This window comes from Sulfurimonas sp. (assembly GCF_018698455.1).
In the GTDB taxonomy this organism is placed as follows: domain Bacteria; phylum Campylobacterota; class Campylobacteria; order Campylobacterales; family Sulfurimonadaceae; genus Sulfurimonas.
The window spans coordinates 70,917-96,380 of the sequence record NZ_JABIOQ010000072.1 but is presented as its reverse complement, the minus strand read 5'-3'; the positions used below and the strand labels follow the sequence as shown (position 1 = coordinate 96,380).

27 protein-coding genes are annotated in these 25,464 nt (G+C 34.5%); 20 read left to right on the top strand and 7 right to left on the bottom strand.

The window, feature by feature from the left end; translation table 11 throughout:
* Both HOG88_RS10960 and HOG88_RS10955 read right to left on the bottom strand, forming a co-directional pair.
* Window positions 1-1,233, bottom strand: a complete 1,233-nt coding sequence (locus tag HOG88_RS10960; protein ID WP_295006090.1) for a sugar MFS transporter — start codon at window positions 1,231-1,233, stop codon at window positions 1-3.
* Window positions 1,230-2,054, bottom strand: coding sequence for an HAD-IIB family hydrolase (locus HOG88_RS10955; RefSeq protein WP_295006087.1), 825 nt, complete (start codon window positions 2,052-2,054; stop codon window positions 1,230-1,232). The genes HOG88_RS10960 and HOG88_RS10955 overlap by 4 nt, the downstream gene beginning before the upstream one ends.
* Window positions 2,055-2,093: 39 nt before the next feature.
* Here HOG88_RS10955 and HOG88_RS10950 point away from each other — a divergent pair, with 39 nt between their 5' ends.
* Complete coding sequence (locus tag HOG88_RS10950) at window positions 2,094-2,792, top strand: SDR family oxidoreductase (protein WP_295006086.1); 699 nt, start codon at window positions 2,094-2,096, stop codon at window positions 2,790-2,792.
* Between the two features lies 1 nt (window position 2,793).
* On the opposite strand, the gene HOG88_RS10945 is transcribed toward HOG88_RS10950, so the two are convergent.
* The 3 genes from HOG88_RS10945 to fliD form a co-directional block, all read right to left on the bottom strand.
* Entirely contained in the window at window positions 2,794-3,048 is a 255-nt protein-coding gene (locus HOG88_RS10945) for a hypothetical protein (RefSeq protein WP_295006084.1), read from the bottom strand.
* A complete protein-coding gene (fliS, locus tag HOG88_RS10940) occupies window positions 3,038-3,409 on the bottom strand; it encodes a flagellar export chaperone FliS (protein ID WP_295006082.1) in 372 nt (123 codons plus the stop codon). The genes HOG88_RS10945 and fliS overlap by 11 nt, the downstream gene beginning before the upstream one ends.
* A 112-nt stretch (window positions 3,410-3,521) precedes the next feature.
* Window positions 3,522-4,913 carry a flagellar filament capping protein FliD gene (fliD, locus tag HOG88_RS10935; RefSeq protein WP_295006080.1) on the bottom strand — a complete coding sequence of 464 codons (1,392 nt, stop codon included), beginning with the start codon at window positions 4,911-4,913 and terminating at the stop codon, window positions 3,522-3,524.
* Between the two features lie 127 nt (window positions 4,914-5,040).
* On the opposite strand from fliD, the gene pseB reads away from it, so the two are divergent.
* The 9 genes from pseB to HOG88_RS10890 are packed head-to-tail and all read left to right on the top strand — an operon-like array spanning window position 5,041 to window position 15,362.
* Window positions 5,041-6,060 carry a UDP-N-acetylglucosamine 4,6-dehydratase (inverting) gene (pseB, locus tag HOG88_RS10930; protein WP_295006078.1) on the top strand — a complete coding sequence of 340 codons (1,020 nt, stop codon included), beginning with the start codon at window positions 5,041-5,043 and terminating at the stop codon, window positions 6,058-6,060.
* Window positions 6,048-7,154, top strand: coding sequence for a UDP-4-amino-4,6-dideoxy-N-acetyl-beta-L-altrosamine transaminase (gene pseC, locus HOG88_RS10925; protein ID WP_295006076.1), 1,107 nt, complete (start codon window positions 6,048-6,050; stop codon window positions 7,152-7,154). Before pseB ends, pseC begins: the two co-directional genes overlap by 13 nt.
* Entirely contained in the window at window positions 7,154-7,900 is a 747-nt protein-coding gene (gene pseF / locus HOG88_RS10920) for a pseudaminic acid cytidylyltransferase (RefSeq protein ID WP_295006074.1), read from the top strand. Before pseC ends, pseF begins: the two co-directional genes overlap by 1 nt.
* 2 nt (window positions 7,901-7,902) lie before the next feature.
* Window positions 7,903-8,817, top strand: a complete 915-nt coding sequence (gene pseG, locus HOG88_RS10915; RefSeq protein WP_295006072.1) for a UDP-2,4-diacetamido-2,4,6-trideoxy-beta-L-altropyranose hydrolase — start codon at window positions 7,903-7,905, stop codon at window positions 8,815-8,817.
* Window positions 8,817-9,293, top strand: a complete 477-nt coding sequence (pseH, locus tag HOG88_RS10910; protein ID WP_295006071.1) for a UDP-4-amino-4,6-dideoxy-N-acetyl-beta-L-altrosamine N-acetyltransferase — start codon at window positions 8,817-8,819, stop codon at window positions 9,291-9,293. Before pseG ends, pseH begins: the two co-directional genes overlap by 1 nt.
* The gene (pseI, locus tag HOG88_RS10905) at window positions 9,283-10,320 is read left to right on the top strand and encodes a pseudaminic acid synthase (RefSeq protein WP_295006069.1); all 1,038 of its coding nucleotides are present in this window, start codon (window positions 9,283-9,285) and stop codon (window positions 10,318-10,320) included. Before pseH ends, pseI begins: the two co-directional genes overlap by 11 nt.
* 4 nt (window positions 10,321-10,324) lie before the next feature.
* A complete protein-coding gene (locus HOG88_RS10900; protein ID WP_295006067.1) occupies window positions 10,325-11,386 on the top strand; it encodes a putative sugar O-methyltransferase in 1,062 nt (353 codons plus the stop codon).
* 11 nt (window positions 11,387-11,397) lie between these two features.
* Window positions 11,398-13,380 carry a 6-hydroxymethylpterin diphosphokinase MptE-like protein gene (locus HOG88_RS10895; protein WP_295006065.1) on the top strand — a complete coding sequence of 661 codons (1,983 nt, stop codon included), beginning with the start codon at window positions 11,398-11,400 and terminating at the stop codon, window positions 13,378-13,380.
* Window positions 13,377-15,362 (top strand): 6-hydroxymethylpterin diphosphokinase MptE-like protein, encoded by a 1,986-nt coding sequence (locus tag HOG88_RS10890; RefSeq protein ID WP_295006063.1) that lies wholly within the window; start codon window positions 13,377-13,379, stop codon window positions 15,360-15,362. The genes HOG88_RS10895 and HOG88_RS10890 overlap by 4 nt, the downstream gene beginning before the upstream one ends.
* A gap of 67 nt (window positions 15,363-15,429) precedes the next feature.
* On the opposite strand, the gene HOG88_RS10885 is transcribed toward HOG88_RS10890, so the two are convergent.
* Window positions 15,430-16,269: a flagellin gene (locus HOG88_RS10885; protein WP_295006061.1), complete on the bottom strand. Its 840-nt coding sequence runs from the start codon at window positions 16,267-16,269 to the stop codon at window positions 15,430-15,432.
* 249 nt (window positions 16,270-16,518) lie between these two features.
* On the opposite strand from HOG88_RS10885, the gene HOG88_RS10880 reads away from it, so the two are divergent.
* The 7 genes from HOG88_RS10880 to HOG88_RS10850 all read left to right on the top strand — a co-directional run bounded on the left by HOG88_RS10880 (window position 16,519) and on the right by HOG88_RS10850 (window position 22,200).
* Window positions 16,519-16,668 (top strand): hypothetical protein, encoded by a 150-nt coding sequence (locus HOG88_RS10880; RefSeq protein ID WP_295006059.1) that lies wholly within the window; start codon window positions 16,519-16,521, stop codon window positions 16,666-16,668.
* Window positions 16,662-16,985: a hypothetical protein gene (locus HOG88_RS10875; RefSeq protein ID WP_295006058.1), complete on the top strand. Its 324-nt coding sequence runs from the start codon at window positions 16,662-16,664 to the stop codon at window positions 16,983-16,985. Before HOG88_RS10880 ends, HOG88_RS10875 begins: the two co-directional genes overlap by 7 nt.
* A 74-nt stretch (window positions 16,986-17,059) precedes the next feature.
* Entirely contained in the window at window positions 17,060-19,318 is a 2,259-nt protein-coding gene (gene topA / locus HOG88_RS10870; protein WP_295006056.1) for a type I DNA topoisomerase, read from the top strand.
* Between the two features lies 1 nt (window position 19,319).
* Entirely contained in the window at window positions 19,320-19,838 is a 519-nt protein-coding gene (locus tag HOG88_RS10865) for a metallophosphoesterase (protein WP_295006054.1), read from the top strand.
* Window positions 19,838-20,683: a biotin synthase gene (locus HOG88_RS10860; RefSeq protein ID WP_295006053.1), complete on the top strand. Its 846-nt coding sequence runs from the start codon at window positions 19,838-19,840 to the stop codon at window positions 20,681-20,683. Before HOG88_RS10865 ends, HOG88_RS10860 begins: the two co-directional genes overlap by 1 nt.
* A gap of 12 nt (window positions 20,684-20,695) precedes the next feature.
* The gene (locus tag HOG88_RS10855; protein WP_295006052.1) at window positions 20,696-21,853 is read left to right on the top strand and encodes a cation:proton antiporter; all 1,158 of its coding nucleotides are present in this window, start codon (window positions 20,696-20,698) and stop codon (window positions 21,851-21,853) included.
* Window positions 21,853-22,200 carry an AMMECR1 domain-containing protein gene (locus HOG88_RS10850; protein ID WP_295006050.1) on the top strand — a complete coding sequence of 116 codons (348 nt, stop codon included), beginning with the start codon at window positions 21,853-21,855 and terminating at the stop codon, window positions 22,198-22,200. The genes HOG88_RS10855 and HOG88_RS10850 overlap by 1 nt, the downstream gene beginning before the upstream one ends.
* Before the next feature lie 16 nt (window positions 22,201-22,216).
* Here HOG88_RS10850 and msrA read toward each other — a convergent pair whose 3' ends face one another.
* Complete coding sequence (gene msrA / locus HOG88_RS10845; RefSeq protein WP_295006181.1) at window positions 22,217-22,738, bottom strand: peptide-methionine (S)-S-oxide reductase MsrA; 522 nt, start codon at window positions 22,736-22,738, stop codon at window positions 22,217-22,219.
* A gap of 154 nt (window positions 22,739-22,892) precedes the next feature.
* Between msrA and rd the strand changes: the two genes are divergently transcribed.
* From rd to asnB, 3 genes are read left to right on the top strand one after another with little or no spacing between them, the layout of a single operon-like run.
* Window positions 22,893-23,057 carry a rubredoxin gene (gene rd, locus HOG88_RS10840; protein WP_295006179.1) on the top strand — a complete coding sequence of 55 codons (165 nt, stop codon included), beginning with the start codon at window positions 22,893-22,895 and terminating at the stop codon, window positions 23,055-23,057.
* Between the two features lie 12 nt (window positions 23,058-23,069).
* A complete protein-coding gene (locus tag HOG88_RS10835; protein WP_295006048.1) occupies window positions 23,070-23,651 on the top strand; it encodes a class I SAM-dependent methyltransferase in 582 nt (193 codons plus the stop codon).
* A complete protein-coding gene (gene asnB, locus HOG88_RS10830; protein ID WP_295006046.1) occupies window positions 23,651-25,447 on the top strand; it encodes an asparagine synthase (glutamine-hydrolyzing) in 1,797 nt (598 codons plus the stop codon). The genes HOG88_RS10835 and asnB overlap by 1 nt, the downstream gene beginning before the upstream one ends.
* Window positions 25,448-25,464: the final 17 nt, after the last annotated feature.

The window sequence follows — 25,464 nt, the reverse complement described above, 5'->3', positions numbered from 1 at the left end:
CTACCAAGTCTTCATTTTATGCCATTTAAGAGCATAAACCAATATAAACAGATAACAAACAATCCCATAAAGATAAGCTTCTTGCATGCTGCCGCTCACCTCTGCAATCTTACCAAACGCGATAGGAAGCAATGCTCCACCGGCAATTGCCATAATGAGTAAGGCACTTCCCTTAGCCGTATGTCTCCCTAAGTCTTCAAGAGCAAGCGGCCAAATAGTAGGCCAAACAAGAGCATTTGCAAATCCTAGTAGCGCTACAAATGTAACACTGTCTGGCAGTGTCATAATCCCACTCCATCCCCATAAAGTCTCCGCTATAACTGAAGATGTTGTTGAGCTAAACGCGACTCCTAAAAGTAGTAAGATCCCACTTACTGCGGAAAATACAAGTGCCTTTTCTTGAGAAAGAAACTTTGGTATGCAAGTCACTCCTACGATATAACCAAAAACCATAAAGACCATAGTGTACGATGTAAGAGTCGTCGCGTTTACAACTCCTAAACCTTGTGCATATAGCCCAATAGTATCTCCTGCTATAACTTCTATACCTACATAGAAAAAGAGTGCTACAGCACCTAACACGACACGAGGAAAGGCAAAAACTGTTCCATTATCAAAATCATCGTCATCTTCATACTCTATCTCTTTTAAAGTCGAGAACTTTACAAAAACAGCTAAAAAAACTAAAGCAATAGCCATATACATATAAGGCTGTATAAGTTTTTCTCCAAGAGTTTCTATTTGTAAAGCATCGAGAGTTTCTATGCTACCGATTCCTGAAAAGATATATGCAGTAAAAACAAGAGGAGCTAATACCCCTGCACTTTTGTTTATAAGTCCCATGATACTTATTCGCATTGCAGCACTCTCTTGTGGACCAATGAGTACGATGTAAGGATTTGAAGCAGTTTGTAAAATAGTAAGTCCTGTTCCTAATGTAAACAGTGCGACTAAAAAAAGTATGTACTCCGCGTTTAATGCCGCAGGAATAAACAATAGACTCCCAATAGCCATCACTAAAAGCCCGATACTCATCCCTTTTTTATACCCAGTTTTCTCTAACAGTGCCGCCATTGGAAATGCCATAACCGTATAAGCTATATAAAACGCGAAGGTTACAAACAGTGCCTGAAAGTCACTCAAGTCACAGATAACTTTTAAAAACGGAATCAAAGAACCGTTAAGCCAAGTCACAAAACCAAATATAAAAAACATTATTCCAATAATTATCATTTTCTTAATCCTTCTAAATACTTTGCTACCGCATCTTCGTGATTTGTATGAGGAAGTACGATGTCAGCTAGTTCTTTCACACCAACTTGTGCATTTGCTACAGCGACAGAGATTCCAGCTAAATCAAACATTCCTACATCATTAAAGTTATCTCCAAAGACTGTAAGCTTTTGTAAGTCAAAGCCCATATACTCACTTATGGTTGTTATGCCATGAGCTTTGTCTGCGTTTTTATGTAAGATGGTTAAAAAATAGCATCCAGTATAAGCTTCTGGAGCAAGAATGTATTTGAGAGTATCGCTAAAGGTAGATTCTAAATTTTTTGCTAATTCTCTGAGTTTTTGCTCTTCACCCATATAGACAAGTTTAAAGTTTTTCTCCATTGCTTGAATGTTCTTTTTTTCTATCAAGTTGTCATCTTTTGTATAACGGGTAAGCACTTCTACTTGGTCTTTGTTTAAAATGTCTGAGTGAAGAAACAGCTCGTTAAAACCTCCATCATCAAGCGCTATTATAAAAGGGTAAATACAAAGTTTAGCTCCTAAAAAGATGATTTCATCCGAAACCTCTTTACTCATAAACTTTGTATCGATTATCTTTTTATCTTGTGTTACAACGAGTGCCCCATCTAAAAGTATCATCGGTGCGTTTACGCTAAAACCATTTAAAAACTGCATTGTTTTTTTGTAGGTTCTCGCAGTAGCAACACTCAAAATCGCTTCATTTTCATAAGAGTTCCATATATTTTTAGTATAATCACTTATGGATAAATCATCATACAGTAGTGTATGGTCTAAATCAGTTATATAAATATTTTTCATAAAAGTAGTATAGCTAAAATTTAATACTAGGAGTACGAAATGCATAGTCATAAAAATGTAGTCATTACCGGTGCAAGTAGTGGAATAGGTAAAGAAATAAGCCATAGACTACTAAGTCTCGGATACAGTGTCATAGGTGTAAGTAGGTCCATAAACATAGACTTTTTTGATAATGGTAATTTTCAAGCTATTCAAGCTGATTTATCAGATGAGAAAGAGACCTTAGTACTGTGTAAAAAACTGGGGCAAGAAAATATCTCCATCCTTATAAATGCAGCTGGTTTTGGTCGTTTTGAGCCGCACGAAGAACTAAGTGCTCAGACAATAACAACTATGACATTCTTAAACCTTACGGCACCTATGCTTCTCACAAATGCTCTTCTTCGAGATATGAAAAACAATGATGGTTATCTCATTAATATCAACTCCATTGAAGCACTTCGTGCTAGTAAATTTGCCGGTGTTTATAGTGCTACAAAAGCTGGTCTGAAGTCATTCTCTAGTTCACTCTTTGAAGAGACTAGAAAAAGTGGACTCTCTGTCACAAACATAAACCCTGACATGACTGAGTCAAACTTTTACGATGAGTTGCGTTTTGCCACAAGTGAGAGAGAAGATGAAAAACTTTTATGTTCAGACATTGCAGATGCAGTTGAGCATATACTAACCATGAGAAAAGGTGCCGTTGTAACTGACTACACTATAAGAAGTTTGAAGTTTGGCATAAAGAAAAAGTAGTTTATAGTTTTATATCTAAACGCCGTGGTGCTTTCAGTTGAGTAGCTTCTAAAAATTTGATATTTTTTTTCATTTGTATCATCGATACTTGGGTATCATCTTTAAAGCCTTGAACTAAAGTAGTTGCTTCTTTTAAAAGACACACTGCCTGATCTAAGTCTTCTTTTTTTTCAAGTTGAGGAAGATTATCCATCAACTCATTTACTTTATCAATGTTTCTCTCAACTATGGCTATAGTAAGCTGCTTAAGCCACATCCGTACTTTCTCTCCATGCCTCCAAAAGAGTTTTGAAAACATTGCTACATTCATCAATCTCTGCAAAACTATTTTTATTTCCTGCTTCTGCTAAAAGGTGTATTTCGTAGTTATATAGACCCTCAAGGTACTCAGAAATATTGCCTTCTTTCATATCAAGAGTAGATATTAATTCAGTAATGACTGCAACAGAACGGTTGAGCCAATAAACTCTTTTCTCAACATCGCTATCTTTGACAGCTTTTTTTGCCTGAGCATTAAAACGAAGTACCCCCTCATATAACATCTCTATAAGCTTAGTGGGTGATTCCACACCAGCATCGTTTTGAGTATAAATACTATGTGCATTATTACCATACATTTGAAATCCTTTTCATGTCTCTTAATTATAATTTTATTTACTAATTACATCGGCATCTTCAATATATTGTTTAGCCATTTACTCTAAAATCAAGTCAAAATTTACAACTTTACTAATTATTATTATTATTATCCGCTGCTACTATCTCAGAGAACATTGATGATGCAGAATTATATTTATTTATCATTAGGTCATATGCAGCAAATTGTTTTTTAAGTATTTCATATCTTGCATCTAAGCGCTCAGTAGCTGTTATTTTTCTATCTTCTAAATCTGAGATACGATCCACTATTGAAGTACTAAATTGATTAAGAGTAGCATTGTACTCTGTGTATCCCTCTACAATTGCCGACATTTCTGTGAACACCCCATCCACTTCCGTAGTACTTGCATCACTATTTGTAAATGTTCCACCTGAGAAAAATGCTTCTATATTTTTAGAATTATCATCCATAGTACTATTGAGAACATCTTTATCGAGGGTCATTCTTCCATCTCTATCTACATCAAATCCAAAATCAGCCATTCTCCCAACACCCCCTCCAACACTACCAAACATACTTTCAATAGCTCTTTTCATGTTCTTTATAGTGCTCTCTGATGAGAAAATTCCTTTGTCCGAATCAGCACTCGGTTTGGTCATCCTATCTAGTTCAGCAATAGATGAGTTGTACTTCTCAACAAAAGAGTCTAGTTTCGTCATAATATTATCACGGTTTTGGGATACACTAACAACTGATGTCCCGGTCTCTTTGAGTGTAATGTCTAGACCAGAAATTAAGTCCTCTACTCTGTTACTACTTCTTGAAATAGCTTGACCATTAAATGTAAATTCAGCATCTACTCCAGACTGTATGGCTGTCATAGCGGTAGTTAGATTTACTCCACCTGCAGTTGTCCCACCATCATCTGATAAGAATCCACTTGTATCAGCAAGAGTTATATCTTGGTTTGTACCCGTATCTACAGAACTGATAAAAAGACGAAACTCTCCACTATTTATCTGAACTATAGTTGCATCTACCTTATCACCTGCTTCTTCGTTAATTAATGCTTTCAAGTCTTTTAGAGTAGTGGTTGTGTCATAAGCTATACTGAATGCTTCACCATCAACATTCAACTCCATTGTACCCGCAGCAGTTGCGACCAATATGTCTTCAGAAGCAAATGCACCCGACTCTTCTATTTGCTTAGTTGCTAAAACATTAACACTTAAAGTAAAATCCTGAATATCCGTATTTGCGGCGGCTATTACTTCAGCCGCTGTACCACTCACTTCTGTCACACGCTCATCATAAAGTGACTGACTTTTAACATCATTGATGATATCAATAAAATTTGTCATAGATGCATCTATAACATCCATCGCATCTTTTTTGTCATTCTCATTTGCAATATCCAATGTAATTGGCTCTATCTGTCCAGCCTCATCAGCCTCTCTTAACTGATCTAATACATCTTGTGTTAGTATACTTGAGCCAACACCTAGAGAACTGATACCCATAATAAATCCTTCAAATAATAATATCTACTATAAAATATAAATCGGCTATTCATCAAAAACATTTAATGTTAACTCAACTACTATGGTACTATTATTGCTTTTAGATTAAAAAAAATGGAATTATTATATGTTAACAAATAAAAATATACTTATCACAGGTGGAACAGGTAGTTTCGGAAAGCAGTTTGTTCGTACAATTCTAAAAAACTATAAACCAAATAAGATTATAATATATTCAAGAGATGAATTAAAACAGTTTGAAATGGCACAAAAATTTAATGACTCTTGTATGAGATACTTTATTGGTGACATTAGAGACTTACCGCGTTTACAAAAGGCGATGGTTGGGGTGGACTATGTTGTTCATGCTGCTGCACTAAAACATGTTCCAATAGCTGAGTATAATCCTATGGAATGTATAAAGACAAATGTTATGGGTGCTCAAAATGTCATTGATGCATGTATTGCAAATGAAGTAAAATATACTATTGCACTCTCAACAGATAAAGCTGCATCTCCAGCAAACTTATATGGTGCATCTAAACTAGTATCAGACAAGCTATTTGTTGCTGCAAACAACCTTACCGGTTCACATGAGATAAAATTCTCAGTAGTAAGGTATGGAAATGTTCTAGGTTCTCGTGGTTCCGTAATACCTTTCTTTGAAAAACTTATTGCAGGGGGTGCTACAGCTTTACCTATCACTGAACCAAATATGACAAGATTTTGGATTACCCTCCAAGATGGTGTCGATTTCGTACTTAAAAATTTTAAACGTATGCAGGGTGGGGAAATATTTGTTCCAAAAATTCCATCTATGAAGATGACTGAACTAGCCTATGCAATAGCACCAAACATGAAACAAGAAGTGATAGGAATCCGTCCAGGAGAGAAACTTCATGAGCTTATGTGTCCTGTTGATGACTCCCATATTACACTAGAATTTTACGATCACTTTGTTATAAAGCCAAGTATAACTTTTTCTTCGCCTATTGACTACTCAACCAATAGTATTGGAGAAAAAGGGGAGAGTGTCGGAGTTGGTTTTGAGTATAACTCAAGAGACAATGACCTCTGGCTCTCTCGCGAAGATCTACGAAGAAAAGTTCAAGAGACAAAAGATGAAGAAAATAAATGTCTAACTTAAGTTACTCGACACAACTGATAGAGGAAGATGATATTGCTGCAGTTGTTAAGGTTTTAGAAGGTAATTTTCTCGCACAGGGTCCAAAGGTTGCAGAGTTTGAACAATCGCTGTGCGACTATACTGGGGCAATGTATGCTGTCTGTTTTAATTCCGCAACTTCTGCACTTGCGGGTGCCTATAGTGTTAGTGGCATCACAAAAGGTGATGAAGTGATTACTACTCCCATTAGTTTTGTAACCACTTCAAATATGTTCGTTGACTTAGATGCTGTCCCTGTTTGGTGTGATGTCACGCTTAATGGCAATATCGATGCAGAAAAAATAGAATCACTCATAACACCTAAAACAAAGGCTATTGTTCCTGTTCATTTTTCAGGAAATCCTGTAGAGCTACAAAAGATTCACCTCCTAGCAAGAAAGCATAACTTGCTTGTTATAGAAGATGCTGCACATGCTCTAGGGTCATCCATAAATGGCAAAAAAATCGGTTCATTATCAGATATGACTCTGCTTAGCTTTCATGCTATAAAACCTATTACAACAAGTGAAGGTGGTGCTATTCTAACAGACAATAAAGAGTATGCCACTAAACTTCGTCTTTTTCGTTCACATGGTATAGTGAAAAAAGAGCTATGGAACTCAGATATGATAAGCATGGGATATAATTATCGTTTAACAGAAGTCGCTGCGGCACTTGGTATTTCCCAACTCAAAAAACTTGACAAATTTATAAATATTAGAAATGAAATAGCTGCATATTATGATAAAAGATTTAAAGATCAGAACTCCTTTCTCACTTTTGAAGTAAAACAAACACACCGTAGTGCAAGACATCTCTACCCTATCATTTTAAACTCGAAACTTCGCTCTAAAAAAGAGGCTATTTTCCAAGAGCTACAAAAGAGAGAACTCGGTGTTCAAGTTCATTATAAACCTATCTATCAAAACTCTTTTTACATAGAAAAATTTGGAAAAACTTTTCTACCTGTAGCTGAAGAATTTTACAAGGGTGAAATCTCCATACCTTGCCATCACAACATGACCCTTAATGATGCGGTATATGTTGCAGATACTCTTTTAGAAGTTCTAGTCTAATGACAAAAAATGCCATTGCGATAATTCCAGCTCGTGGCGGGAGTAAGCGAATACCACGAAAAAATATAAAAGATTTTTTTGGAAAACCACTTATAGCTTATAGTATTGAAGTGGCCCTTAAATCTGAACTTTTTAATAAGGTTATAGTCTCAACAGATGACGATGAAGTTGCAAAAATAGCTAGAGAGTGTGGAGCAGAAGTACCCTTCATTAGACCTAGTGAGCTTTCTGATGATTTTACAGGGACAGGCGAAGTTATACTACACACAGTAAAATATCTCCAAGACCAAGGAGAGAAATTTGACTATATATGTACACTATATGCAACCGCTCCTTTGTTGCAAGTGAAATACCTTATCGAAGGCTTCAACACACTCAAAAATAGTAATGCGCGACACTCTTTTAGTGCAACAAGTATGCCTTTCCCTATACAGAGAACATTTAAACTTACACATAGTGGAAGATGCCAAATGTTTACACCAGAACATTATATGACAAGAAGCCAAGATCTAGAAGAAGCATATCAAGATGCAGGACAGTTTTACTGGGAAAACATAAATATACAGAGTTCTGAAATTATATTTTCAAAAGATTCTATTCCTATAATTTTACCTAGACATTTAGTTCAAGATATAGACACCTTAGAAGATTGGAACAGAGCTGAAAAACTTTATGAGATTTATCTCTTCGAAGGAAGATTAGCCAACAGAGGTAAGACAGTTGATTATCATAACAAAAAAGATTAAAAATGTCAGAAATTAAAAATATACTTTTTAGAGCAGACTCTTCTTCAACTCTCGGTACTGGTCATATAATGCGCGATTTAGTTTTAGCTAGTCAGTATCAAAATGCAACTATTACTTTCGCTGTTCAAAATTTAGTCGGTAACATAAATTATAAGATTTTAGAAGCTGGATACAAGATAAAAATCTTAAAATCAAATGATATCAAAGAACTTCATAAACTCATTGTCAAATTAAATATTGATATGATAGTTATAGACCATTATGGAATTAATTACAGCTATGAAAAAAACTTAAAACTTAAAAACTCATCATTAAAGATTTTCAGTCTTGATGATACTTATAAAAAACATTATTGCGATATACTCTTAAACCATAATATTAGTGGAGATAAAAAGAGGTACAATGGTTTAGTACCAAAATATTGCGAAGTGAGAGCAGGCAGTAAATATACCCTGCTAAGAGATGAGTTCATTAAAGAGAAGAAAAAACTCTATAAACAAAACAAGAAAAAAACTATTTTTCTGTCTATAGGTGGATCAGATCATAGTAATATAAATATTAAAATTTTAGAAGTTCTCCAAAAGTTTAAAAACTTAAAAGTTAATTTACTTACAACATATGCAAATGCAAATCTTCAAAGACTTAAAAACTATACTAAAAATAAAAAAAACATTAAGCTACACGTTAACTCATCTAGTGTTGCACGACTAATGAGAAAAAGTGATTTTGGAATCATAACACCTAGTGTAACAGCTAATGAAGCTTACTTTTTGCAACTTCCTTTTATGCTTGTAAAAACAGCCGATAATCAAGAAGACCTATATACATTTCTTAAATTAAAACACTATGCAACAATTAAAAAAATCAACTATAAAAAACTCACTCGTCTACTAAAAAAGACATTAAAGCAGCTTTAATGAAGAATACTCAACTTCTCAACTTTACTCAACTTTCTAAACAAGAGCTAGAAATGACACATAACTGGAGGAATACAAAGAGTGTTCAGAAATTTATGTTAAACCCTTTAGATATCTCTCTAAAGTCACACTTAGACTTTGTTTCATCACTTAACAATAGAGATGATAAACTTTACTTTTTAGTAAAATATGAAAATAATTATATTGGTGTTATTGACTTTACTCAGATTAAAGGTAAGGGTTGCATGCTTGGTCTTTACAAAAATCCTCAAACCCATAATGTAGGGGATATTCTTTTAAATATCATTAGCGAGTATGCCTTTGATACCCTCAAGTTAGCTATAATTGGTGCTGAAGTATTTTCAGATAATACACAAGCGATTATGCTCTATAAACGACACAGCTTTCAAGAGAAAAGTAGAAAAAACTTAGAAACAAGAGAACTAATATACATGGAGCTAAAAAATGAAGATTAGCAAGTTTGATTTAGAAAATGATGGTGTATATATTATTGCTGAACTAAGTGCAAATCATGGTGGAGAAATCTCTATAGCAAAAGAAACTATAAAAGCAGCCCACGAGATTGGGGCCAATGCAATCAAACTTCAAACCTATACAGCCGATACACTAACACTCAACAGCGACAAAGAGGATTTTATTATTAAAGGCGGCACACTCTGGGATGATAAAAAACTTTATGATTTATACAAAGAGGCCGCTCTCTCTTGGGAGTGGCATAAAGATCTTTTTGAATATGCTAAAAAAATTGGAATAGATATTTTTTCTTCCCCTTTTGATAAATCAGCTGTTGATTTTCTTGAACAGCTTAACCCTTCGGCTTATAAAATAGCATCTTTTGAAATTACAGACTATGAACTTATCCGATATACTGCATCTAAAATGAAACCTATCATCATATCGACAGGTATTGCAACTATAGACGAAATACAAGATGCTGTTGCTATATGCAAAAAAGTAGGGAATAACAATATCATACTTTTAAAATGTACAAGTGCCTATCCTGCAGCACTTGAAGATGCCAATCTTTTAAGCATCCCGAACCTAGCTCAAACCTTCGGGGTTATAAGTGGTTTTTCTGACCATACTCTTGGAGTTACTGCACCAGTTGTTGCTGCGGCACTAGGTGCTAAAGTGATAGAAAAGCATTTTATACTAGACAAATCTCTCGGTGGTCCTGATGCTGCTTTTTCTTTGGATAAAGAAGAGGTTTCACAGATGATACAAGCTATTAGAGATACTGAAAAACTACTTGGTAAAGTTGACTATAGTGTTGATGAAAAAAAGAAACAAAATAGACAATTTGCAAGAAGTCTTTATGTTGCCAAAGATATAAAAAAGGGTGAGGTTTTTACTGAGGAAAACATACGAAGTGTTAGACCTGGTCATGGTCTTCATCCAAAATATTTAAATGACTTTCTTGGTAAGACTGCAAAACATGACATAAAGTTTGCAAACAGACTACAAATGACAGATAAGGAGTAATTATATGCAACAAACACAACAACTACAGGAACTTTTAAAAGAGATGAGTAAACAGTCATCTCTTTACAAACCAACTACATTCTGGCAAGAAGCATCTAAAATTATTAGTGATGAACTTAATGCTAAAGATATAAAATACTTTAGAGCATTTGATTCATCTTTAAGTATGTTTGCACCAACATATGCTTTTCCTTATTATCTCAAAAACAAATCAAAATTTGAACCAGTGCAGAATCTTTTAGAGAAAACAACTGATGACATTAAATCTAAGATAAAACTCACTAATACAATTACAGGGAAAGTGCAAGCATTTGCAGATTATAGAGTACTAAATGCTGGGAATATAGACTCCCCTCCGTACACCGACAAAGTTTCTGAGAGCAATATTGGTACTCCACTTGAACAGTTTGAATTTGATGGTAGAAAATTTTCAAGATCATTTTTAAATTATCTTCTTGGCTTATCTTTCTTAAAGAAGCATTTAGACACAGAAGAAATTAAAACTGTATTTGAGATAGGTGGAGGTTACGGAACTTTAGGAGAGATACTACTCGGAGATTCACGTAACGATTGTTTTTATATAAATGCGGACATTCCACCTGTTGTCCATGTATCTAGTTATTATCTTAAAGAAATATTTGGGGAGTCAAATATTGCAACATTTGAGGAGTTAAAAGATCTAGATACGATTGATATTCAAAGCTTAAAGGTAAATTATAAAGCACTCAATATTCCATCATGGTTCACACCAAAATTACAGGGAAGTATTGACTTGTTTGTTAACTTCATCTCCTTTCAAGAGATGGAACCTGAAGTCGTAAAGAACTACTGCAAGCACGTAGATAGGCTCTCTCCAAAATATATCTTACTTAGGAATATAAAAGAGGGAAAAAGAAAACAAGATAAAGATTTTTTATATGGTGTAAAAGACCCTATTAAAGGTATAAACTATGATGAATACCTTTCAAACTATCGCCTTGTTACAACAGATGAAGCAATTTTTGGATTGAAAATGGAAGATGATTTTCATTCTCAGCTTAGACTATACAAAAAAATAAACACCTAGGGATAACACCAATGGAAATAGATATAAACACAATAATTGCAAAAAACTTTGAAGACAACATGAACTACTTTGAAGTGCATCACCCTAAAGTGTTTCAAAAATTAACTGAATTTGAAGTAGCAATTGATAAGGGATATCACACTCAACAATATACATTGAGCTATAAAAACTCTTCTTTTGATGTTTATGAAGAAAATAGCGAGTCTACTCTCTATCAGGGAAAAGAAATGGAGTATGCACAATGTGCAGCACAAAGTATCAACTTTAATGTGGATGAAGACACATTTGAGACTTTTCATAAACATAGTATCTCAGATAGCGACTTAGATATAATAACAAAAATAGAACCTTTTAGTCATGCAATGTATGGACATGCTCCAATTATGAATTATGCACAAAATATTTCTAAAAAAGAAATATCTTTAAAAAAAATTGAAAAATTTATTTTCTTTGGTACAGGACTTGGTACACATATCAGTACTATTAATAGTAAAATACTTTCTAAGTCTTATCTAATTATTGAAGACAATCTAGAACTATTCAGATTATCTGCAATGACAACGAACTACAAAAACTTATCACAAAATGCTCAATTATTCTTTTCTGTATTTGATGAAAGAGATGAGTTTCTACTTGTAGCTGAACAATTTTTAAACTATAAACCTTACTTTAACCACTATATCAAGTTTTTTCACATGCTAAACCATGAAAATCATAAAAAAGAACAGTTTCACTTAGCAACCTTGTTGCAATCACATCTTTCATTTTTTTACAATGACTTGCTCAACCAAGTACTTCAGCCACTAGAATACATTTCCAAAAATTATAAAATGCTAAAAAAAGGTGGTTCGTTATCAACAAATAACTTGAAAAATAAACCTTTTTTATTACTTGCTGCTGGTCCCTCATTACAAAAAAACATACATTGGCTCAAACAAAACCATCATAAGTTTTTCATTGTAGCCGTTTCGGTTACACTGCCATACTTGGAAAGTGAAAATATACATGTTGATATTATAACTCAACTAGATGCCCAACAAATTGCAATGCGCTATTTTGAACAAATAAAAGATATTAACTACTTTAAAGACTCAATTTGTTTATTTTCTGATAGAACTCACCCTGAAGTCATAAATCTATTTCAAAAAGAACAAGTATTTATGTTTGAGAATGGTACCAACTATACAAAAAACTCTCTCAAGCCAACTGCTCCCTGTGTTGGTTCTATTAGTTACCAATTACTTTTGTTACTTCAAGTTGATACACTCTACCTTCTTGGTCTAGACCTTAGCATTTACATGAGTACAGGACAAACACATTCCTCGTTTCACGAACATAAAAAACTGCAAGTACAAAAGGCTTCGAATGATTTAAGTATACTCAAGTTTAAAGAATCATTACTAGAAGTAGAGGGGAACCTTTCAAAAAAAGTTTTGACTACTCCTCACTTTTTTACTTCAATATACACAATCAATAATTCAACACGACTATTTAAAGGGGACACTGAAATCTATAATCTATCAGATGGTGCGATGCTACAAGATGTACCTGCTGCTAGCAATATTTCTATAAAAGAATCATCCCCTAACATATCCCAACTCACAAGTGCCCTTAATAAAAACATTCAGGAGAACTTCACAAAAGAAGAAATTCTTACACTTAAGAAGAAATTAGCTATTTATAAATTATACAAAGATAATATATCTCAAATTGCCTCAACAAACTATGTATCACATCAACTATACTTAGATGATATCTCTAAGCTCTATGAGCGTATTAGTACATATGAAACAACTTCCTCTGAGCTCAACAATGTATTAAATACATATTTACGTTATGTAATGAGCTATATTTTCAACTTTTTTAACACAAATGAATATTTATCTAGTAATATTTCACACTTTAATATACTGTTATCATCTCACTTGATTGAGATAATTGACTTTTATACTCAAACAGTACAAGAAAGCCTAAAACACGAGGAAAGTAAATGAAAAGTATTGAAGAAAAAGCCCTTCACACATATGAAAAAAACATGAGTTATCTTCTAGATTCACATCCAGATATACATAAAATAGTAAGTTCCATAAGCACTACAACTTATGCCTTGGATTATCTCGAAGAATATTTTGATGTCAAAGAGTTACACACAAATCGCTATCTTTATGCAGGTAATAGTAGCAATATTTCTAAACAATTAACAGATAGAATAAATAATTCTAAAAGTACTTCTTGTTTTGAGGGATTCCCACTTTATTATATTACAAATCAACATAGAGAAAATATAAGTGAAATGAATAATACAATCAAAGGTGTTTTACCTATTATGGAATACTATATTGATAATGTTCACCATTTAAATTTAGAAACTATGAAGAAAATCGAAAAGTACATTTTCATTGGGGTAGGATTAGGCATGCATATAGAGCTAACACATGAGAAGTTAAATGCCCATCAATACTTCATCATTGAAGATGATATTGAGTTATTTCGTCTTTCATTATTTACTACAGACTATGCTAAAATTTCGAAGAATTCTAATATCTACTTTTCTATAAATGATAATGAAAATATTTTTACAAATAAATTTCGAGTTTTTCTGGAGCATACCTTCCACCTGAATAGATTTCTCAAATATACACATTTCCCGGCACATGATACAAGCAAAATTAAACTCATTCAAAATGCACTCTCTTCAAACGACTTTGCAGTCTTTGGATATAATGCTTCTTTATCGAAATTTATTCGGCCCTTAGAGCATATCAATGATGGATATAATAACCTAAATGTTTCTAAGCACTTAGAAGATAAACTTTTTTTTGAGAAACCCGTACTTTTATTAGCTTCTGGTCCATCATTATTAAAAAATATAGCACTGGTACAGAAAAATCAGGGCAAGTTTATTATTATTGCTGTTGCTTCTTCTCTAAAAATCTTACATAAACACAATATTCGACCAGATATTGTCACACATATTGATGGTTTTAATGCTTCATATAGCTTATTTGAAGGCTTTAATGCTAAAGAGTTCCTCCAGGATACTATCGCAATTTTTGGTCCATTCACACCAACAAATTTGAAAATCAACTTTCAAAAACAAAATATATTTTTTTATGAAGAAGGAACTTCTTATTTCAAAGACTCCGGGAATCTTCAAGGCTCATGTATAGGGTCCTTAACTCTTGCATTATCTTTGCTACTAAATACAAAAGAACTTTTTCTGCTAGGTTTAGACCTAGCATTTGATCAAGAAACTGGAGCAACACATTCCAAGGACCATGTAACAAAGACAGTTGTTAATCTTGACAACAAAGAAAGTATTTCTCAAACGATGGGTCTTCGTGTAAATATTTTTCCAATTCCGGGAAATTTCACAGATACCGTATACACCTCATCTCTATTTTATCTTTCAGTTCAGGCTATATTTAACCTTATTAATAATTATAAAACGAAAGAACAGCATATCTACAATCTCAACGATGGGGCAAAACTAAGGTTAACGATTCCTACAAAAATAGAAAGTTTAGATTTTAATAACTTTAAAGAAATAAACAAAAAAGATTTGCACTTTGACATTGAAAAGCTCTTAAGCTCTCATTCTTTTAAAGATTTAAGTAAAGAAGATGAAGTATCAATAAAAGAGAGACTAAAGCATTCCAAAACAATCAAAAAGTATCTTCTAAAGTACAAAAAAAATGTAAAGTATTCTGATACTAATAAATACCTCTACAACTTGCTAGCACTAGAGTTGAAAATTATAGAACGGTTTGACAGAGAATCATCAAATTTGGCTTCTGTGTACGATAGCTTTTTTAAATATATTCTTCCAATAGTTTTTGATTTCTTCAATACAGAGGGTATTAAAAATGAAAAAAAACATCTTAGAGACATGGATATATTTATCCAAAATGCATTATTCGATATCGTAAATATTTATGAAGGAGCTTTTGAGAGTTTTATTGAAAAAAGGTTGTAAATCACAAGAAAGGCTTTAACCCCTCTTATGATAAAAAATATAGTGCCTAAGCAACCTCGTAATGAATCTACTGAAGTAGACGCATTACATTTTGTTGAACAGAGTTAGCTTGACTCATCGCATAAGATCCAGACTGAGCTAAGATATTATGTTTTGCAAAGTTTGCACTCTCTGCTGCAAAATCAACATCTCTAATATTTGATTCAGCTGCAGCTATATTTACTTGAGATACAGAAATATTTCTAACAGTTGATTCAAGTTTATTTTGAGCAGCACCTATTGTTGCACGTAAGCCATCAACAGCTTTGATACCTGCATCCATAGTACTAATAGTAACTTCAGCCTTTGTTAAAGTAGTTACCTCAAATGTTGTCGAAGCACCAACTAAATTTGTTACAGTTGCTGTAGCAATTTGCACACTTTGTGATTCACCAGCATATGCACCTGTATGGAAAGTAAAGGTACCTGAACCTCCAGTACCCCCACTAGCATCTAATAAGTTAATACCATTAAATTTTGTAGTTGATACAATATCATCTGCTGCTTCCATCAATGATGTGATTTCTTGAGAAATAAATCCACGTGAATCAGTATCTTGAGTATCATTTGTTGCTTGTGTAGCCAATACACGAACTCTTTGAAGGATGTTTCCAAACTCTTCTAAGGCTCCATCAGCAGTCTGAAGAAGACCGATACCATCATTAGAATTCTTAATCGCTTGGCCAAGACCTTGTGACTGAGAAGAAAGTTTGTTAGCAATTGCAAGACCAGCTGAATCATCAGCAGCTTTATTGATTCTTAAACCTGAAGAAAGTGAGTTAAGACTTTTATCAAGTCCAACATTATTTCTTGTAGCATTCATATGTGCATTCATAGCACCGACGTTTGTGTTAATTCTAAATCCCATAATAAATCCTTTTTGGGTAGAGCCTTTCGCTCTGGTTAATTTTTAATCTTTCCGGCTTCCTTGCCTTTTAGATGTTAATAGAATCGGCACTACAAAAAATTACTTTAGTAAATTTGCAAATTCTTTTAAATTTGGCTTATTATCTTCAATAGAGTTATAATAGCCTAAGCAGACGAAAGGATTATTTATGCATATTATATCCGCAACAGAGATTAAGCAAAATTCAGAGATAAACCATATGTAGTAGTAATGGACTATGAAAAATATATAAAAATAAATAGTACAAATGATGAATGGGTATTTTGGTCAGATAATGAAATAGATAACTTTTCAAAAATAGTCATCGGTCTCTCTAATAATAACTTTGATGATGAAGATGAGGACTATTGTAAATGGTAGGTCATATCTATTTTATCTCTATGCCCTACTCTGACTTTACAAAAGTCAAAGCTAGACCTATTTTAGTTTATAAGGCCATAGATAAGAGTGACTATTTAGTTTTGCCACTTACTAGTAACCTCAAAAGAGATGGCATCATCATAAAAGCCGATGACATCCTGGATGGAAGTATAAAAAAGGAGTCTGTACTTATAGTTCCAAAATTGACTGCCGTTGATGCAAGCTTACTCATGGGATCAAGATTTATTGCATCACTAAAAAAAGAAAGTTTTTCTAAAGTTAAAAAAGAGTTATCTGCTCGCCTAGAATGCTCGTGATATATTTTATTTAATCTTTTTTTGATACACTTTCGAACTTAAAACAACTATACTACTTATATAGGAAAACTATTTTGGATTTAATAATTGTCGAGTCACCAGCTAAAGCTAAGACTATAAAGAACTTTTTGGGCAAGGGCTATGAAGTTATCGCTTCTAAAGGTCATATTCGTGATTTACCTAAGTCGCGTTTTGGAATCACACTTGATGAAGAGACTTCTCAACTTGTCCCTACTTACTCCGTAGCAAAAGAAAACGCAGCTATCGTCAAAGAGATTAAGGCTTTAGCAAAAAAAGCAGAGATCATCTATATCGCGACCGATGAGGACCGCGAGGGTGAAGCTATTGGATGGCATATTGCCCATGCTATTAAAAAAGACCCTGCAGAGCTTCCTCGTATAGTCTTTCATGAGATAACAAAAACTGCTATCAAGCATGCTCTTGAATCTGCTCGTACACTAGATATGGACATGGTAAATGCACAGCAAGCTCGTCGTATGCTTGACCGTGTTGTGGGCTATAAACTCTCACCTCTACTAGCATCTAAAATCCAAAAGGGTCTTTCAGGTGGTCGTGTTCAGTCATCTACTCTAAAACTCGTAGTAGAACGTGAACGCGAGATCAAAGCTTTTATTCCTGTTGAGTTTTGGACTATTGACACTGCGTTTACAAAAGACATAGAAGCTGCACTCATCTTGCATAAGGGCGAGAAAATTACTAAGATGTCTATAGAAAACAAAGCACAGGCTGAAGCTATCACTTCAAGTGCATCTGCTGACAACTATATTATAAGTAAAATAGAAACGAAACAGAGAAAGTCTTCTACTCCTCCACCATTTATGACTTCTACTCTTCAGCAGACAGCTTCATCTAAACTAGGCTTTACTCCTAAGAAAACGATGATGGTTGCACAGTCTTTGTATGAGGGTGTAAAAACACCAGATGGAACTTCAGGTGTTATAACTTACATGAGAACGGATTCACTTAACCTTGCTGGCGAAGCTGTAATAGCTGTTCGTGGTATCATTGAAAGTAGATTTGGTAAGAAATACTTACCCCAAGAACCAAAAGTTTATAACAAAAAGTCTAAGGGTGCTCAAGAAGCTCACGAGGCTATCCGTCCAACTATGCTTTCTTTTACTCCAGAAGTAGCACAGAGCTTCCTCAAAGCTGATGAGATTAAACTTTACCGTCTTATATATGAGCGTTTTATGGCTTGTCAGATGGAAGACGCACAGTTCGAACAACAAAGTATCATCTTTACTGGTGAAGAAAATGAGTACCGCGCAAGTGGTAGAAAGCTTATTTTTGATGGTTTTTACGCGGTAACTGGAGCTGAAGATAAAGATAAACTTCTTCCAGTGCTTACTAAAGGCGACAAGGCTGAGATACAAAGTATAAAACCAGAACAACACTTTACAGAACCACCTGCTCGTTACTCTGAAGCAAGTCTTATCAAAAAACTAGAGTCTGAAGGTGTTGGTCGTCCATCTACATATGCACCAACAGTTGCAACTTTAAGTAGTCGTACTTATGTGACTATAGAGAAGAAACAGATCATTCCTACTGAGATGGCGTTTACTGTTACAGAAATACTAGAAAAACACTTTGCAAACATAGTAGATATCTCTTTTACAGCAAACATGGAAGAAAAACTCGATGAAGTAAGTGAAGGTAATGAAGACTGGCAGAAACTTCTCGCTGACTTCTATACTCCTTTTATGAAACAAGTAGAAGAAGGAAAAGAAAACATAGTAAGTCTCAAACTAGCGAAACCTCTTGGAATAACTTGTCCAAAATGCGGAGAGTCAGAACTTCTACTACGAAGTGGACGTTTTGGAAACTTCATAGCTTGTAGTGGTTTTCCTAAGTGTAAGTACACTGAACAGTGCGATGAAGAGGGAAACAAGGTAGAAGAGAAAAAAGAGTTAAGCGAAGAGAAATGTGACAAATGTGGGAAAGATATGGTAGTTAAAAATGGTCGTAATGGTCAGTTTTTAGCATGTAGTGATTACCCTGATTGTAAAAACACAAAAAGTATTAATGTTGAAGAGCAAAACAGTGAAACGCCATGTCCAGACTGTGGTGGATCTATAAGTCTTAAAAACTCTCGTCGTGGGCCTTTTTGGGGTTGTAACAACTACCCTGATTGTAAGTTCATCTCAAAGTTTGAACCTACAACTATCAAGTGTAAAGAAAAAGGCTGTAAAGGTGTTTTAGCCCCTCGTACATACAGAAATAAAGAAGTATATGAGTGTGTAAAATGTAAGGCTCGTACTCCTAGAGAAGAAGAAACACCGGCAGTAGTAACAGAAGAAAAGCCAGCAGAATAATATGAAACTAGGAATACTCTCAGACACTCACTCTAAAGTCAAAAAGGCTTCGCGAGCCTTGGACCTACTCATAGACAATGGTGCCGAATTTATAGTTCATGCTGGAGACATAGTCGAGTATGAAGTACTAGAACTTCTTAAAAACTGCGGTAAACAGTATGTTGCAGTCTACGGGAACAACGATGCGCATCTTGCCCAGTATCATAATGACTACAACCTTGTACAAGAGCCTTACTACTTCAAGTATGCTAAAACAAAGTTTAAACTTATGCACCTGCCTTTTTATATGGCTCCTGATGCTGATGTAGTTATTTCAGGTCATACGCATGAATTTCATAGTGAATTTACAGGAGATACCCTCTTTTTAAATCCAGGTGAAGCTTGTGCAAGAAATAAACCTCTTTCAGAATGTGTAATGCTTGAAGTAAGTAAAAAAGAGCTTAAGGTTTCTTACTTTGTCAGAAAACCAAAAAAAGAGTTTCTCTTAAAAGAAGAATTTTTATATAAAAGGAATTTATAATGGATGAAAAAATATTTTTATGCTCAATTTGTAATATAAATAGTGGAACATGTAAGGAAGATTGTAAGTTCTGTTCTCAGAGTGTCCGTTATAAAGCAGACATAGATAGATACAAACAAAAAGATATAAAACTCATTCAAGAAGAAGCAATTACTGCACGAGATAACGGTGCCTTAGGTTTTTGTTTAGTTACTGCAACTAAGGGTTTAACTCCTAAAAGTTTAGAGTTCGTTTGCACTGTAGCTAAGGCAGTTTTAGAAGTAGCACCAAACCTGCGTTTAATAGCGTGTAACGGAACAGCTTCACTCGAACAACTCCTTACTCTTAAAGCAGCGGGTATAAAAGCATATAATCACAACCTTGAGACAAGTGAAGCTTTTTACTCCGAGATCTGTACAACACACCCTTGGAGTGAACGCTACGAGACATGTCAAAATGTTAACAAGTCAGGTTTAGTTCTTATAAGTGGTGGTATTTTTGGTCTTGGTGAAACACAAGCGGATAGAGAAAGCATGTTAGCATCTCTTGTTTCGCTTAACCCAACTTCTGTTCCTATAAACTTTTATCACCACAATGAAGCTCTTGACCTTACCCCAAATTCTCTTAGTATAGAAGAAGGCCTAGAACTCATACAACTAACTCGAAACACACTTCCAAACGCAGAAAGAATTATGGTTGCGGGTGGACGTGAGCTTATGTTTGGGGAACGTCAAAATGAGATTTTTAGTCATGGTGCAAATTCTATAGTTATTGGCAACTATCTTACCACTTCAGGTAGACTAATGAGTAAAGATTTAGATATGTTAAAAGATTTAGACTTAGAAGTAGCAAAAAAAGTACAATAGGAGAAATAAAATATGAATGATAATATCGCACTTATTACGACAATATCGCTCATTATTATATTTTCTCCATTTTTTGCGAAATTTTTAAAACTTCCTACAACACCTATAGAAATCATTCTTGGTTCTGTGCTTGGATATGCTGGATTTATTCATTCAGAACACCTTTTTGACATCATTGCCGAACTGGGATTTTTGTATCTTATGTTTATTGCAGGTACTGAGATTAATCTCAAAAATGTTCTACAAACCTCCTCAACAATTATAAAAAAAGTTGTTATTTACCTAATATTTCTTTATAGTTTTTCCATTATATTTTCCATACACTTTCAGCTTGGTAAAATATTTATGGTGCTTCTACCACTTATCTCCGTTGGCCTTGTCGCAACCCTCTCAAAAGAGTATGGAAAGACCCCTTGGCTTAGTCTTTCTATGACTGTTGGAGGGATTGGAGAAGTCGCTAGTATTGTTATTCTTACCATTACCTCAGCGGCACTCGAGTCAGGCATAGGAATTGGACTTTTTCAAACTATTTTAGCACTCATCGCGTTTTTAGTTTTTATGTTCTTACTCTTTCGCGCGATGCAGCTCCTTTTTTGGTGGTACCCAGTTCTCTCAACCATACTGATGCCTCATGAAGACAACAAAGAACAAGATATACGATTAAGTATGGGAATCTTTTTTCTTCTCATAGGGGCTATGCTTTATCTCCACCTAGAGCTAGCTTTTGGTGCCTTTTTAGCTGGAATATTTATCCCTACATTTTTTGAACACAAGCATGAACTTCCAGAAAAACTTGCCTCTTATGGTTTTGGATTTTTAATTCCTATATTTTTCATTCACATTGGGAGTTCTTTTAACCTTGATGCACTATTTATGACTGGACTCATTGAGAAAGCTCTTACTATCACCGCTGTTATGATTATAATGCGTATCATCGCATCTTTAGTTTTTATACAAGAGTTGGGGGTGAGGGGAGCTATTCTTATGGGGCTTTCTCACTCTATGCCGCTAACACTTCTTATAGCAATGGCTACTCTCGCATTTACAGCGGACTCAATAGATAAACTACATTACTTTGCATTCATCTTAGCGGCACTGTTTCAAGTCATCAGTGTTATGATAGTCATCAAAGTCATTCATATTTTTAAACAAAAAACTGTGAGCCAATAATGGCTAGATCAGTTCTACTTCAACTCGCTCGTGATTCCATAGAAGAAGTCATACAGGCTGAAAATAAAATAGATTCTAAAGCTCTTCTCCTCGAACATCCCTTACTTAATGAAAAAATCGAAGTAACTGTACAGGTATATATAAAGGGTGAATGCAAGCACTCTTTTAGTACAAACAATTCACTAGACTCTCTCTTAAAAAACATCATCATTGCTGCAAAAAAAGCTGCCTTTAGTGACAAAGAAAACTGCTTGTCTACAGCCCAATATCTACACTGCGAATTAGCACTCACTCTAAAAACACCTGATGGAGAAATGAGTGAGAGAGACTCAGCTCTTATTATCTAGATATGCTTAGAAATCTCTAAGCTAGTTTTTGGGGAAATGTCATCATAAACTTTTGAAGTTTTGGTGCAATAACCACCTGACAATAGCCCTGATTTTTATTTAAATTATAATAATCTTGATGATACCCTTCTGCTGGATACACTTCAGGTAGAGCACTTACTTCAGTCACTATCGCATCACTAAATGAAGCTTGGTTTCTTTTAATTGCATCATTTATAATAACTTCTTCTTGTGTATGTGCATAGTAGACCACTGAACGGTACTGTGTTCCTCTATCTCCTCCTTGTGCATTTAAAGTAGTTGGATCATGGATAACAAAAAATATATCGAGTAAATCACTCAAAGTAATTACATCGGCATCATACTTTATATCTACTATCTCTGCATAACCACTTACTCCAGTGCAAATCATCTCATAGTTTGGGTTTGGTCTATTACCACCTGCATAACCACTTGCAACACTTATAACACCTTTCACATTTTTATAAACTGCTTCTGTACACCAAAAACACCCACCACCAAGTACAACTCTTTGCATTGCCATGATTAACTCCTATTTTATTTAATTGTAGAGATTATTACACAATAGCATTAATTAAGATAATAAATAATTCTTTATCTTAGAAAATTAAGCATTAACACAAATAAAAAGGCTTATACTTCCTATAAAGTCACGTATCTAAGGAACTATTATAAAACGCTACAAATGTCCAACTTGTAACTATATTTATGACCCAGAAACAGGAGACCCTGATGCAGGTTTTCCTCCAGGAACTGCCTTTGAAGACTTGCCTGATGACTGGGTTTGTCCTGATTGCGGGGAAGCGAAGTCGGAGTTTGAACTTATTGATGAATAAAGAGAATTTTTCATGCCCTTAATTGATGATGTAACATTTTATTCTAGTGCAATTAAAAAGCATGGAATAACTGCCAAAGGTGTTAACTGGGCTTCAAAGGAAAATCAACTTCTTCGTTTTAAGATGATTCTTGATTTTCTACCAAAAGATTTAACTGACTTTACTATTGTTGATGCAGGTTGTGGTTTTGGAGACTTTTATCATTATTTACTCAAGAAAAAAAGAGTTCCAAAAAAGTACATCGGCATTGATTCGCTCACAGATATGCACTCTATCGCTTCAAACGCAACAGGTCAAGAAATTATTCATGCTAATATATGTACCCAACAACTTCCAACAGCGGATTATTATATCTGCAGTGGTGCGCTAAATGTTCTGACACCATTTGAGTCCTACCAGTTCATACAAAACTGTTATGCATCTTCTAGAGTTGGCTTTATTTTCAATGCCTTATATGGTGAAACAGAGAGTGAAACATACAATTATATAAAACCCTCTCAACTAAAAGACATGCTCCTCACCCTCAATGTTACAACAAAGCGAGAAGCAAAAGACTACATCCAAAATGATATCACTCTAGGCTTTTATAGATAATGTGTGGTATATTTGGAATAGTTGGTGCATATAACGATACTACTGCTAAAGATGCGCTGTCGCGTTTAGCACACCGTGGACCAGACAATTGTGGCATCATCCAAAAAGAAAACCTCTTTTTTGCACACCAGCGTTTGAGTATACAAGACACTCATCACAGTGCACATCAGCCATTACAGCATAAAAACATTTTACTCTCTTTTAATGGAGAAATATACAACTTCAAAGAACTCAAAAAAGAGTTGGGGTACGACTACCAAACACAAAGTGATAGTGAAGTTATCATAGCCGCTTATCTTAAATGGGGAGTTGATTTTGTCCAGCATTTACGAGGGATGTTCGCAATAGCACTCCTCGACAATGACACCTTATACCTTTTTCGTGATAGACTTGGTAAGAAACCACTTTTCTATCTTCACAATAGCTCTTTTGTTTTTGCATCTGAGATAAAAGCATTGACTCCATTTTTAGCGAAGAAAGAACTTGATGATGATGCCCTCCTCTCTTATCTCTCATTTTTAGCACCAACACCTCCTTATACATTTTATAAAGGCATAAAAAAGTTAGCTGCAGGTGAGTATTTAAAACTCAAGAACAATCAAGTCGAGATAAAAAGATATTATGACATCCATACTCCTCCAAATATTATCACCAATGCAGATGAAGCTATTTCTAAGTTGGAAGAAACTTTAAAAGAGTCTATTTCCCTGCGTTTAAGTTCTGATGTTCCAATGGCTTCACTCCTCTCAGGTGGAATAGACAGTGCCACGATAAACTACTATGCAAAAGAGTTTGGTAAGCCACTCCAAACTTATACTTTAGGGTATAAAGAGTTTAGTAAGTATGATGAGAGAGACAATGCAAGGGAGAGTGCTAAGCTCATAGGTCTAAACAACAAAGAAATTGAGATAGATGAACATCAGTTTATAAATGCGATGGATAGTGTTTTGGACTCACTCGATGAACCATTAAACGACCCCGCTTCCATACCTCTGTATCTTCTTTTTGGCGAGATTAAAAAAGATGGATATAAGGTTGTTCTTAGTGGTGAGGGAAGTGATGAACTCTTTTTAGGCTATCGAGAATATTTTGAGTACCTAGACATCCAAAAGACACAAGAACTTGCCCATAAAAGTTGGCTCAAAAACTACTTTAGAGCTAACTACTCTCAAAACCGTGAGTGGGAATGGTATAAACGTATCTTCGATGACACCCTACTCTTTCGTACTTCAGGAGAGAAATTTACAGACCTACAGAAAAACTTTCTTCTTAAACGAAATGTTAAAGATAATCAATCACTTAAATATCTTCAACCATATAGAGATAGATTTGATGCTTCAGAACATACAGATGAAAGTTCTTGGTACTCATACATTGACCTCAATCTTTTTCAGGCCGAGCACTTTTTAACAAAACTCGACCGGGTGAGTATGGCTCACTCCATAGAATCTCGCACCCCATTTTTAGACCATAAACTTGTAAACACTCTCTTTTCTCTTTCTCCAAAATTAAAGTATGAAGATGGTGTGACTAAGTCACTTCTCAAAAAAATAATGCAACCTCATCTAGATGAAAGTATACTCAAACGCAAGAAAAAAGGATTTTCTAATCCTTACATGGAGTATTTAGTAAACTCGGGTAAATTAGAACTCATTCATGAAGTGAATGAGCAGACTGGTTTCTTTAAACGCGATAAACTAGATGAATATGTCCAAGGAGCCTCAACAGGTAAGTTTAAACAACATGTTTGGGGATTATATGTCCTATCTTACTGGATCAAAAAGAATTTACTCTAGTTTATGCTAATATACAC